8 protein-coding genes and 2 pseudogenes are annotated in these 12506 nt (G+C 45.9%); all 10 read right to left on the reverse strand.

Annotation, left to right across the window (positions count from 1 at the left end; genetic code table 11):
* Positions 1 to 12: 12 nt before the first annotated feature.
* A complete protein-coding gene (gene guaB / locus IPL35_13225; protein ID MBK8444310.1) occupies positions 13 to 1470 on the reverse strand; it encodes an IMP dehydrogenase in 1458 nt (485 codons plus the stop codon).
* A 111-nt stretch (positions 1471 to 1581) separates the two neighbouring features.
* A complete protein-coding gene (gene guaA, locus IPL35_13230) occupies positions 1582 to 3093 on the reverse strand; it encodes a glutamine-hydrolyzing GMP synthase (protein ID MBK8444311.1) in 1512 nt (503 codons plus the stop codon).
* A gap of 38 nt (positions 3094 to 3131) precedes the next feature.
* Positions 3132 to 4406: a phosphoribosylamine--glycine ligase gene (gene purD, locus IPL35_13235; GenBank protein ID MBK8444312.1), complete on the reverse strand. Its 1275-nt coding sequence runs from the start codon at positions 4404 to 4406 to the stop codon at positions 3132 to 3134.
* A 28-nt stretch (positions 4407 to 4434) separates the two neighbouring features.
* Positions 4435 to 5961 carry a bifunctional phosphoribosylaminoimidazolecarboxamide formyltransferase/IMP cyclohydrolase gene (purH, locus tag IPL35_13240; protein ID MBK8444313.1) on the reverse strand — a complete coding sequence of 509 codons (1527 nt, stop codon included), beginning with the start codon at positions 5959 to 5961 and terminating at the stop codon, positions 4435 to 4437.
* Between the two features lie 13 nt (positions 5962 to 5974).
* Positions 5975 to 6587 (reverse strand): annotated as a pseudogene (purN, locus tag IPL35_13245) (phosphoribosylglycinamide formyltransferase).
* Between the two features lie 3 nt (positions 6588 to 6590).
* Complete coding sequence (locus IPL35_13250; GenBank protein ID MBK8444314.1) at positions 6591 to 7616, reverse strand: phosphoribosylformylglycinamidine cyclo-ligase; 1026 nt, start codon at positions 7614 to 7616, stop codon at positions 6591 to 6593.
* Between the two features lie 99 nt (positions 7617 to 7715).
* Entirely contained in the window at positions 7716 to 9140 is a 1425-nt protein-coding gene (locus IPL35_13255; GenBank protein ID MBK8444315.1) for an amidophosphoribosyltransferase, read from the reverse strand.
* 70 nt (positions 9141 to 9210) lie between these two features.
* Positions 9211 to 11470 (reverse strand): annotated as a pseudogene (gene purL / locus IPL35_13260) (phosphoribosylformylglycinamidine synthase subunit PurL).
* Between the two features lie 80 nt (positions 11471 to 11550).
* Positions 11551 to 12225: a phosphoribosylformylglycinamidine synthase subunit PurQ gene (purQ, locus tag IPL35_13265; protein MBK8444316.1), complete on the reverse strand. Its 675-nt coding sequence runs from the start codon at positions 12223 to 12225 to the stop codon at positions 11551 to 11553.
* Positions 12222 to 12464, reverse strand: a complete 243-nt coding sequence (gene purS / locus IPL35_13270; protein ID MBK8444317.1) for a phosphoribosylformylglycinamidine synthase subunit PurS — start codon at positions 12462 to 12464, stop codon at positions 12222 to 12224. Before purS ends, purQ begins: the two co-directional genes overlap by 4 nt.
* Between the last annotated feature and the right edge of the window lie 42 nt (positions 12465 to 12506).

Genomic DNA, 12506 nt, shown 5'->3' on the forward strand with positions numbered 1-12506 from the left:
TTGAAGATTTGTTTATGAATGGCTGAGGCTGTAATTAGGAGCTTCTTTGGTGATATAAATGCTGTGCGGGTGGCTTTCTTTGAGGCTTGCCGCCGTAATTTGTATAAATTGAGTGTCGTTTTTGAGTTGCGAAATGTCGGCTGCTCCGCAATATCCCATACCTTGTCGCAAGCCGCCTACCAACTGATACACACTTTCGGCAACCTTGCCTTTATAAGCCACGCGCCCTTCTACGCCTTCGGGTACAAATTTTTTGCTTTGTGTTTGAAAATAGCGGTCGCCGCCCCCCTGATTCATTGCACCGATAGAACCCATACCGCGATATACTTTGTATTGTCGTCCTTGAAAAATTTCTACTTCGCCCGGGCTTTCTTCGCAACCAGCGAGCAAACTACCCAGCATCACCACATCGGCTCCGGCGGCAATGGCTTTTACAATATCGCCCGAATACTTGATACCGCCATCTGCAATAAGCGGCACACCCTGAGCTTTGGCTACTTCGGCACAATCCATAATAGCACTGACCTGCGGCACGCCGATACCTGCCACAATGCGTGTGGTACAAATAGAGCCGGGTCCCACACCTACTTTTACGGCATCGGCTCCGGCATCAATGAGGCGGGCAGTGGCGGCGGCAGTAGCCACATTACCAGCAATGAGTTGCAAATCGGGGTATTTTTTCTTGATATTTTGCACCGCCCTTATCACGCCCTCGGAGTGCCCGTGTGCCGTATCCAGCACCACTACATCTACTTCAGCATCTACTAATTTTTCCAATCTCAGCTCCATATCAGCAGTAACACCGATACTCGCCCCCGCTATCAAGCGTCCGGCTTTATCTTTTACGGCATTGGGATATTGCAGCGTTTTTTCCAAATCTTTCATTGTCATTAAACCCTTCAAATTGCCGTGAGCATCTACAAGGGGCAGGCGTTTTACTTTGTTTTTGAGCAAAATATGCCGCGCTTCGTCCAAACTTACGTCAGTGGCAGTGATAAGATTTTGAAGCGGGGTCATTACTTCGGATATTTTTTTGTGGTGGTCGCTCTCAAAACGGAGGTCGCGGGCGGTGAGCAAACCGACCAATTTGCTGCCTTCGGTGATGGGAATAGAGGAAATTCCAAAACGTTTCATCAATTCATCGGCTTCATATACAAAATGATGCTGCGAAAGATGAAAAGGGTCTTTTATCATCACATTGCGTGCTAATTTTACTTTTTCTACTTCCTGCGCCTGTGCCTCCATGCTCATATTTTTGTGAATGATGCCGATACCGCCCTCGCCCGCCATTGCTATTGCCATACGCGCTTCGGTGACAGTATCCATAGCGGCACTCATCAAGGGAATATGCAACCGAATGTGGCGAGTGAGCCAAGTGCCGGTATTTACCTGATGCGGCAATATTTCGGAATAATCGGGGACGAGCAATACATCGTCAAAAGTAAGAGCTTGCCGGATAATTTTACTCATATATATCAAAAAAATATTTTTACAAAAAGAATGAAAATCAACTAAAGTAATGGTTTTAAGTGCTGAAATTTATAAAAAAAACAGGTTCGTGTTTATAATTTTAATGCTGCCCTATTCCCATTCAATGGTAGCGGGCGGCTTGGAGCTGATGTCGTACACCACGCGGTTAATGCCTTTTACAGAGTTGATAATATCATTGGAAACCTTTGCCAAAAAATCGTAAGGCAAAGGCACCCAGTCCGCCGTCATACCATCTACACTCGACACCGCCCGCAGTGCTACACATTGTTCGTAGGTGCGCTCATCGCCCATAACACCCACCGAATACACCGGCAACAAAATAACTCCTGCCTGCCATACTTCGTGATACAGTCCTTCGCGGCGCAGACCTTGTATGAAAATAGCATCGGCTTCTTGTAATAATTGTACTTTTTCTTCATTCACCTCGCCCAGAATACGGATAGCCAAACCCGGACCCGGAAAAGGGTGACGCTGCAAAATAGGTTGGGGAACTTGCAAAAAAGCACCCACCTTGCGTACTTCATCTTTGAACAAAAGGCGCAAAGGCTCTACCACTTTCAAGTGCATTTTTTCGGGTAAGCCGCCTACATTGTGGTGCGATTTGATGCTGGCAGAGTGTTTGCCGAAAGATTCTACCACATCGGGATAAATGGTGCCCTGTGCCAAAAAACTCATTTCGGGCAGGCGGCGGGCTTCGGCTTCAAATATATCAATAAAGGTTTTTCCTATTATTTTTCGCTTGCGCTCCGGTTCGGAGATTCCTTTTAAGTTTTCATAAAAAACAGCTTTGGCATCTACTCCTTTTACGTTCAGCCCCATTGTTTTATACGATTGCAGCACCGCTTCAAATTCGTTTTTGCGCAGCAAGCCGTTATCTACAAAAATGCAATGTAGGCGCATACCGATGGCACGATGCAATAAAGCCGCCGCCACCGAACTATCTACGCCGCCGCTCAATGCCAAGAGTACTTGTGCATTTTGCACTTGCTGTTGGAGGGCAGCGATGGTGCTTTCTACAAAGTGTTGGGGGGTCCAGGTGGGAGCGATGTTGCAGATACGATACAGAAAATTTTTCAGCATCAGCAAACCCTGCGGCGTGTGGCTCACTTCGGGGTGAAACTGTAAGCCGAATATCTGTTGGTCGGGGTATTCAAAAGCGGCAATGGGGATTTGTGGCGTGGTGGCGATAATCCGAAAGCCTTCGGGTACTTGCATAATGCTGTCGCCGTGCGACATCCATACCTGCGCCGACTGGGGTACGCCTTCAAAAAGTGGGTGCTCCGGTGCTATATTGATGTGGCTGCGCCCGTACTCCCTCAATTCCGAAGGCAGCACTTTGCCCTGCATCGTGTGGGCAATGAGCTGACTGCCGTAGCAAATGCCCAAAATGGGGGCTTTTCCGACAATAGCAGCCATATCGAGCAAATAAGGCTCAGGGGCGTGTACCGAATTGGGGCTACCCGATAAAATAATGGCGCGGAAATCGGCGATATTTTCGGGCAAATGGTCAAAAGGGTGTATTTCGGAATAAATGTGCAGTTCCCGCACGCGCCTTGCGATTAGTTGAGTGTATTGCGAGCCAAAATCAACAATCAGTACCATATTCAAGAATATAAAAAAGGATGTGGTTAATGTTTTTTTTAAGTTTGGATAAATAAATTGCTTTTTTCTGCTGCAATTCCCTTTTGCCCAATGTCGTTTCTGTAAAAAAAATGTTCGGATAATTGCATGTTTTCTATATATTGATATGCTTTTTGCTGTGCTGTTTGCAAGGTTTCGCCCTGTGCCACAATCACCGCCACGCGCCCGCCGTTGGAAACATAAGCATCGCCGACTTTTTTGCTGCCTGCGTGAAATACCTGTATCGTTTCAGAGGCGGGAAAATGTAAAGGAAAACCTGTGTGCGGCTGCTGCGGGTAGCCTTCGGCACAGAGTACCACGCCCAAAGTAGAAAGCGGTGCAGATGAAGCGGCGGTGGTGGATTTTCCGTCAAGAAGCTCCAATATGTCGGCTACCAAATCATTGCGCAAAGCGGGTAATAATACTTCACATTCGGGGTCACCAAAGCGAGCATTAAATTCAATTACTTTCACGCCTTCGGCTGTTTGCATCAATCCGGCATACAAAAATCCGCAAAAAGGATAACCATCTTCTTCCATTTGGCGTAACAAAGGCTCTACAACCCTTTGCAATGCTTCTTGCGTACAATGAATTTGTGGCACGGGCGTATAAGCTCCCATACCGCCCGTATTAGGACCTACATCTCCATTATAAGCACGCTTATGATCTTGCGAAAGCGGTAAAGCGATATAATTTCTTCCATTCACCAAACACATCAAAGTAAATTCCTCCCCTTCTAAGTATTCTTCTATCAATATTTTTTGCGAACCGAACTGCTGATGCAGCAACATCAAATCTACTGCTTCCAATGCGGTGGCTTCGTCCATTGCCACCACCACACCTTTTCCGGCAGCTAAACCGTCATTTTTTATCACAACAGGCACCCCTTTTTGCAACACATATTGGCGGGCTGCTGCTGCATCTGTAAAAGTGGCGGCTTGTGCAGTAGGGATATGGGCGCGTTGCATCAGTTGCTTGGCAAAATCCTTGCTCGTTTCAATGCGGGCTGCTGCTTGGGTGGGTGCAAAAATGCGCAATCCGTGCTGCCGAAATACATCGGTGATACCTTTTTCCAAAGGTGTTTCAGTACCCACAATTGTCAAATCAATGGCGTTTTGCAAAGCAAACTCCGCCAAAGCACTTATATCATTTTCATCAATATCCACTATTTGCGCCACCTCGCACATACCATCATTGCCTTTGGCTACATAAATTTGTTGTACGCCACTGTGTCGGCGACATTTCCACGCCAAACAATGCTCGCGTCCGCCGCGCCCGATGATGAGAATATTCATTATAATATATAAAAAATTAACAAAAAAATTAATGCTTGAAATGACGAATATCAGTGAACAGCAAGGCAATACCGTGTTCGTTGGCAGCTTGTATGCTGTCGGCATCTTTTATAGAGCCTCCTGTTTGCACAATAGTACGAATACCGTATTTTGCCGCTATATCTACGGTATCGCGCAGCGGCAAAAAGGCATCAGAGACCAATACCGCACCCTGTGCTAATGCTCCTGCTTGTTCCAAAGCAATACTCGCCGCCCCCACGCGGTTCATTTGACCTGCTCCTATGCCATAGGTGCGTTGGACACTGCCTACCACAATAGCGTTGGATTTTACATGCTTCACTACTTTCCACAAAAACAAAGCAGCAGCGATATGCTCCTCCGAAGCTGAACTTTCGCTCATTTGCCGCAAATCTTCGCGCGCAGCCGTGCGGGAGTCGCTTTCCTGTACCAACAAACCGCCCTCTATCATCGCAATATGTGTGTGTTGTCGTTGCAAAGGCAATTGTATTTGTAATATGCGCAGATTCTTTTTCTGTTTTAAAATATGCAAAGCAGTTTCGCTGTATTGTGGGGCAATGACTATTTCCAAAAAAATATCCGATAATTGCAAAGCAGTGGCTTCATCAACGGGAGCATTGATAGCGACAATGCCGCCGAAAATAGAAAGCGGGTCGGCTTGATAACATTGTTCAAACGCCGCCGCCGCCGTATTGCCACGCCCCACGCCGCAGGGATTGGTATGCTTTACCGCCACTGCCGTTATATCGTCATCAAACTCTGCCAATAATTGCAGGGCGGCGTTGGCATCTTGCAAATTATTGTAAGATAAGGTTTTGCCGTGTAATTGCAGTGCATTGGAAATGCCGGAAGTGCGGTGGTGCAGAGGGTGGCGATATAAAGCCGCCTGTTGATGCGGATTTTCGCCGTAGCGCAGTTGCTGTGTTTTTTCAAAAGTGAGGGTGAGTTTTTCAGGGAAAAGCTCCTGTGTAAGAAAATCGGCGATGAGGGCATCATAAGCGGCACAATGGCGAAATACTTTGGCTGCCAAAGCTTTTCGCTGCGACAGGGAGAGGTTTTGTTGCTCCCAATCATCTAAAACAGGCAGATAATCGGCGGGGTCGCACAACACAATGACATCATGAAAGTTTTTGGCAGCAGAGCGCAACATCGCCGGACCTCCAATATCTATATTTTCAATACAGGTTTCAAAATCGGCATCGCTGCGGCGCAGGGTTTCTTTAAAAGGGTATAAATTCACCGCCAATACATCAATGCGCTCCAATTGGTGCATTTCCATTTGCGCTACATGCTCCGCAAGCGAAGACTGCCCCAGCAAACCGCCGTGTACTGCCGGATGCAGGGTTTTTACTCTGCCGTCCAATATTTCGGGAAAATGGGTAATCTCAGATATGTTTTTCACGGGCAGTCCGTACTCCGAAATTGCTTTTTGAGTGCCGCCCGTAGAAATTAGCTCAAAACCAAGTTGATGCAGGCGCGTTGCCAATTCAAAAAGATATGTTTTATCCGAAACGCTTAGTAATGCACGCATAAATATGTTTTTTTCTTCTTTAAAGTTGTGATGACGAATGAGAAAATGTTGAAAATATTTTTTGTAAAGTTTGGATATACAATTCGTGCTCTATGCGATGAATTTGTGCTTCAATAGCGGTAAGTGGTTGGCTGAGGTCGGCGATATATACTTTTTGTTGGGCAATAATTTCGCCGCTGTCCATTCCGGCATCTACATAATGAATAGTAACACCCAATTCGGGGTCGCCTTGCGATACGGCTTGTTCAATGGCGTTCAAACCTTTGTATTTGGGTAATAAAGAAGGGTGAATATTGACAATTTTTTGCGGGAATGTCCTCAATAACACAGTTCCCAACAAGCGCATATAACCCGCCAAAGCAATAAAATCGGTTTTATGTTGTCTTAAAATATTTAAAATTGCCTGTTCGTGGGCAGCTTTATCAGCATATTCTTCGCGGGGCAGCACATACCGGCACGGCAAGGGCGGCTGCTTTTTCAATAACCGGAGCGGCGGGGCGGTCGCAAATCAGCACCACTATTTTTGCCGCCAAAATACCGCTTTGTGCCGCTCTGATGAGAGCAACTGCATTGCTGCCGTTGCCGGAAGCAAAAACAGCGAGGTTCACGAAAGGGGGAACAACGTCGTTCATCAGCTAAAAAGTTAATTGGTTTTGCGGAATAACCGTTCCGATGCGATAAGCCGGAAAAAATTCGTTTAAACAGCGAAGAGCCTTTTCCGTATTCTGCTCACGCACCACGAGCACCAACCCAATACCCATATTAAATACCTGAAAACAGTCTGGCATAGTCAGTTTTCCGTGTTGCGCCAACCACAAAAACACAGGCGGTATTTGCCACGCATTTTTGTCGAAAGCTACCCCAAAAGTTGTTGTATCAGCAAACATTCGCGGCACATTTTCGTAAAAGCCGCCGCCCGTAATATGGCTCATTGCCAAAACGGGAAGCTGTTGCAACAATTCCAGAACAGCAGGTACATACACAGAGGTAGGCGTGAGCAGCACCTCGCCCAGAGTTTGTGTGGGGTGCAATTCGGAATAGTTTTTATGCAAGGATAAGCCACAAGCGGAGATGATTTTGCGCACCAGCGAAAATCCGTTGGAATGAATCCCCGAAGCAGCAATGCCCAGCACTGCATCGCCTGCCCGCACCTGCGAGCCGTTGATAAGTTGCGATTTTTCTGCTGCTCCCACACAAAATCCGGCAATGTCGTATTCGTTGTTGGCATACATAGACGGCATTTCGGCGGTTTCGCCGCCAATCAAAGCACAGCCTGCCATTTGGCAGCCGTCAGCCACGCCTTTTACGATTTGCTCTATAACATCGGGGTTATTTTTACCCACTGCCAAATAATCCAAAAAAAACAGCGGCTTTGCGCCTTGCACTATTATATCATTGGCACACATCGCTACACAATCTATGCCGATGGTATCGTGCTTGTCGAGTTCAAAGGCAATTTTTAATTTAGTACCCACACCGTCCGTTCCCGACACCAATACAGGTTCTTTCAGATGATAAGCACTCAAATCAAACAAAGCCCCAAAGCCGCCGATAGCACCTGTCACACCTTTTACAGCAGTGCGTTGAGTGTGTTTTTTGATGCGTTGTACTACTTCGTATCCCGCTTCAATATCCACACCTGCTTCTTTATACTGTTTCATTTTTTATGGCTGTATAATGAATAAAATATTAAAAAAATAAACCTTGCGTTAAGTGCTTATTTCATCACATAGCGCATATTTTTATACCGAAAAAAACGTTTAACATTTTTCTTGAAAATTGAGCATGTCTTTATATAAATTGGTCGGATAAATACCGGTAAAGCAAGCAATACAATGCCCTTTGAGTTTTCCGGCTAAGGGGCGGTCAATCGCTTTTATCATAGATTCGGTACTCAAAAAAGCCAGACTGTCCACCTCCATATAAGCGGTCATTTCTTCCAAATTTTTGTTGGCGGCGATGAGTTCGCCTTTTGTGGAAGTGTTGATACCATAGAAACAAGGAAACTGAATGGGCGGTGCTGCACTGCGAAAATGCACTTCTTTAGCTCCGGCGTGGCGCAGGAGTTTCACGATTTGGCGGCTGGTAGTGCCTCTCACAATAGAATCATCTACTACAATCACTCGCTTATTCCGCACTACACTTTTTACTACTGCCAATTTCAACTGCACGGCTTTTTCACGCATAGTTTGGGTGGGCTGTATAAAAGAACGCCCGATATAGCGATTTTTTATCAGTCCGCGCTCATAGGGCAAGCCGCTTTCCTGCGCCAAACCCGCCGCCACAATAGAACCCGACTCCGGCACACCAATGACCACATCTGCTGCAACGGGCGCATCTTTCCAAAGTTGTGCGCCCATACGCTTGCGCGACTCATATACACTAATACCATCTATATCGCTGTCGGGGCGCGCAAAATAGATATATTCCATAGAGCATTTGGAAGGTTTGGGCTGTGTAAATTGTTGCGAAACAATTCCTTTATCCGAAATTTCTATAATTTCACCTGCCGTAATATCACGCACAAAAGTAGCACCGATGGCATCAAAAGCACAGGTTTCGGAAGCCACCACAAAGGTTTCTTCATTGATTTTTCCGAGCGAAAGCGGACGAAAACCATTTTTATCTACTGCTGCATAGAGTGCATTCTGGGTTAAAATCACAAAAGAGAAAGCACCCACGACTTGTTTGAGTGCCTGTACAATTTGCTCCAAATCGCCGGAGGCTTTGCTATGGCGAATGAGGTGAGCCACCACTTCAGTATCAGAAGTAGATTGAAAAATAGCTCCTTTATTTTCCAAATCGTAGCGCAATTGTTGGGCGTTTACAAAATTGCCGTTGTGGGCAATAGCGAAATAGCCTTCGTGCGAATAAATGACAAAAGGCTGCACATTACTCACTAAATTGCCGCCGGCGGTAGAGTAGCGCACATGACCAATAGCATGCTTGGAAGGGCGGAGTTTTTTCATTTTTTTGGGTGAAAAAACCTCATTCACCAATCCCAAATCGCGATGTCCCCAAATGCTATTGCCATCGGATACCATAATTCCGGCTCCTTCCTGCCCGCGATGTTGTAGCGCATTTAATCCGAAAAAAGCGAGATTAGCGGCTTCAGTGTGGTTAAATATACCCACAACGCCACATTCCTCGTGCCATTTATCATCTGCTATTTCTTCTTTAAACATATTTTATTAAGGAATAAATATTTTTAAAATTGTAAATACTGAACAAATTAATTTATTGAAAATCAATTTTTTATGATTGCGGGTGTAGTTGTCGTTCCAAGCCTTTGCTCCACGCTTCATACAATTCGGCAACTTCCACCTGCTCTTGCAACCAAGCAATGCGGGCATCGGTACTTATCTGCCCGATACAGGCAGCTTTATCGCCGAATAATTGTTCAAAAGCGGCGATGTTTTCAGCTGCTACGCTCACGAGGTAACGATTTTGGCCTTTCGGAAAACAAGAGCATACAACGCTCTTGTGTGCTGTGGCAAGGTATCGTTATTTGCGCGCCCAAACCGCTGCCGAAGAGTTTTTCAGCCAGTGCCACCGCTATTCCGCCTTCCGACACATCGTGCGCCGAACGGATAATTCCTCGGCGAATGGCTTGTGTGAGGCAGTGATTTATAATAAGGGCTTCGTTTAAATCTATCTGCGGGCAAGCTCCGAACAAATGCCCCTGCAACATTTTTTGTAATTCGCTGCCGCCAAATTCGGGTCGTGTTGTGCCGATAACATACAAGCTGTCGCCTGCATTTTTTACTTTTTGTGTGGTGATATGTGTCGTATCTTCTATCAAACCCACCATCGCAATAATAGGAGTAGGCAATACAGCTCCGCTATTGCTGCGCTCGTTGTAGAGGCTCACATTGCCGCCGATAACAGGCACTTCAAAAGCACGGCACGCCGCCGCCATACCATTGACGGATTGTTCCAACTGCCAGAATATTTCGGGATTTTCGGGCGAGCCGTAATTTAGTCCGTCGCTTACGCCGATAGGCACAGCCCCCGAAGCAATGATATTGCGCACCGCCTCGGCTACGGCGATTTTACCGCCGATTTCGGGATTGAGATATACATAGCGGGCATTGCCATCTACGGTGAGAGCCAAAGCTTTTTGTGTGCCTCTGATACGCACAATACTCGCATCGCTGCTCGCCGATGTGCCGACTGTATTGGTTTGCACCATATAATCGTATTGTTCAAATACATAGCGTTTGGAAGCAATAGTGGGTTGTGCCAGAAGTTGTTTCCAAATATCAAAAACACTGTTATCCGCTATATCGGGAATATAGGCGCTATTGCAATTTTGAGCAAAATAAACGGGTGCTTTTCCCTGCCGCTGATAGACGGGAGCATCTTTTACCAAGCCGTGTACGGGCATTTCTGCCACTATTTCGTTCCGATGTAGCAAACGCAATACTTTTTCTTCTATTACTTCTCCGATTTTTACGGCATACAAATCCCATTTGTGAAACATCGCCGCAATATCCGCTTCTGCACCTTTTTTCACTACCAGCAACATACGTTCCTGCGATTCGGACAACATCATTTCATAAGCACTCATGTTTTGTTCGCGCTGTGGAACGAGGTCTAAATTCAGCACAATACCTACATCTCCTTTGGAAGCCATTTCGGCAGAGGAGCAACTTAATCCTGCTGCGCCCATATCTTGCATACCCACCACAGCAGGGTGATGAATGACCTCCAAGCAGGCTTCAATGAGGAGTTTTTCCATAAAAGGGTCGCCGATTTGTACGGCAGGGCGTTTGGCTTCGCTTTTTTCGGAAAGCTCTTCGGAAGCAAAGGTAGCTCCGTGGATACCGTCTTTTCCGGTGGCTGCCCCTACATACATTACTGCATTTCCAATACCTTTGGCAATGCCTTTTTGCAAATGTTGGTGCTGCAATAGCCCCACACACATCACATTTACGAGTGGATTTCCGGAGTATGCCTCATCAAAATAAATTTCGCCGCCAACGGTGGGCACGCCTACACAATTGCCGTAGCCCGCAATGCCTTTGACTACTTGTTCAAAAAGGTAGCGCGTGCGTGCGTTGTTGAGTTCGCCGAAGCGCAGCGAGTTGAGGCAGGCGATAGGGCGTGCGCCCATTGAAAAAATATCGCGAATAATGCCTCCCACACCCGTAGCTGCTCCCTGATACGGCTCAATGGCGGAAGGGTGATTATGACTTTCTATTTTAAATACGACCGCCATATTATCGCCAATGTCTATAACGCCTGCACCTTCGCCGGGTCCTTGCAATACATATTTTCCTTGTGTGGGGAATTTTTTGAGTTGTAATTTGGTGTTCTTGTAGCTGCAATGCTCCGACCACAGCACCGAAAAAATACCCAATTCGGTATAATTAGGTAGTCTGCCGTTGAGGTGTGCCACGATATGTTCGTATTCTTCATCGCTCACACCCATTTGAGTATATATTTTTTGTATATGGATTTGTTCGGGAGCAGGATAAAGTGGTATATCGGAAACAAAAAGAGAAAGCGACATGGTAAAATGATGGAAATGGTATTCAATTAAAAAAAATGAATAGATTGCTTAGAAAATTAATCTTTGATGATGAAAAAAAATTAAACCGGCACTGCTGCCTCCAAAAATGCCGCCTGCAAAAGCCGCAAGCCGTCTGTATTGTTGAGCAAGGATTCTACGGCTCTTTCGGGGTGGGGCATCATACCCAACACATTGCCGCGCTCATTGCAAATGCCCGCAATGCAGTGGAGCGAGCCGTTGGGGTTTTCGTTGTGATAGCGTAATACTATTTGTCGGCGTTGCTGCAAACGGCGGTAAGTGGCATCATCGCAAAAATAGTTGCCTTCGCCGTGTGCTATGGGCAAATGCAATACTTCGGCGGCGGCGTATAATTGGGTAAAACGGGTTTGGTTGTTTTCCACAATTACGGGTGTATTTTTGCAAACAAACTGTAATTGCTCATTGCGCAGCAAAGCTCCTTCGAGCAAACCCGCTTCGAGTAAAATCTGAAATCCGTTGCAAACCCCCAAAACCGTTTTTCCGCTTTCGGCGAATTGTATCACTGCCGGCATAATTGGCGAAAAACGCGCAATAGCTCCGCAGCGCAAATAATCGCCATACGAAAATCCCCCCGGCACACAAACGGCATCAAAGCCATCTAAAGAAGTTTCGGTATGAAACACATATTCCGCTTCATAATGCAGCACATTTCTGAGGGCGAAATACATATCTTGGTCGCAATTTGACCCGGGAAATACAAGAACAGCTATTTTCATACGTTTTCGATGCTATATTGAAAATCTTCAATGACGGAATTGACCAATACCTGACGGCACATATTTTCTATTTGTTGTTCTAAATTGTTGGTATGTTGGAGGTACAACTCAATGTATTTTCCTACGCGCACTTGCTCCACAGCCTCGTAGCCCAATTGATGCAGCGCATTGTTTACGGCTTTTCCCTGCGGGTCTAAAATATTTTCGCGTAAGGATATATTTATTTTTACTTTATACATAATAATAAGAAATACAAATAAATAATAAAAAATAATTCGTTT

The sequence above is a fragment of the Sphingobacteriales bacterium genome (assembly GCA_016711285.1).
Taxonomy (GTDB): Bacteria; Bacteroidota; Bacteroidia; order Chitinophagales; family UBA2359; genus JADJTG01.

What these genes read in the sequence shown, in the direction of transcription:
- guaA (MBK8444311.1), bottom strand. Translation starts at nt 3,093, where the DNA reads ATGGTACTGATTGTTGATTTTGGCTCGCAATACACTCAACTAATCGCA.
- purD (MBK8444312.1), bottom strand. Translation starts at nt 4,406, where the DNA reads ATGAATATTCTCATCATCGGGCGCGGCGGACGCGAGCATTGTTTGGCG.
- IPL35_13250 (MBK8444314.1), bottom strand. Translation starts at nt 7,616, where the DNA reads ATGAAACAGTATAAAGAAGCAGGTGTGGATATTGAAGCGGGATACGAA.
- purS (MBK8444317.1), bottom strand. Translation starts at nt 12,464, where the DNA reads ATGTATAAAGTAAAAATAAATATATCCTTACGCGAAAATATTTTAGAC.
- guaB (MBK8444310.1), bottom strand. Translation starts at nt 1,470, where the DNA reads ATGAGTAAAATTATCCGGCAAGCTCTTACTTTTGACGATGTATTGCTC.
- purQ (MBK8444316.1), bottom strand. Translation starts at nt 12,225, where the DNA reads ATGAAAATAGCTGTTCTTGTATTTCCCGGGTCAAATTGCGACCAAGAT.
- IPL35_13255 (MBK8444315.1), bottom strand. Translation starts at nt 9,140, where the DNA reads ATGTTTAAAGAAGAAATAGCAGATGATAAATGGCACGAGGAATGTGGC.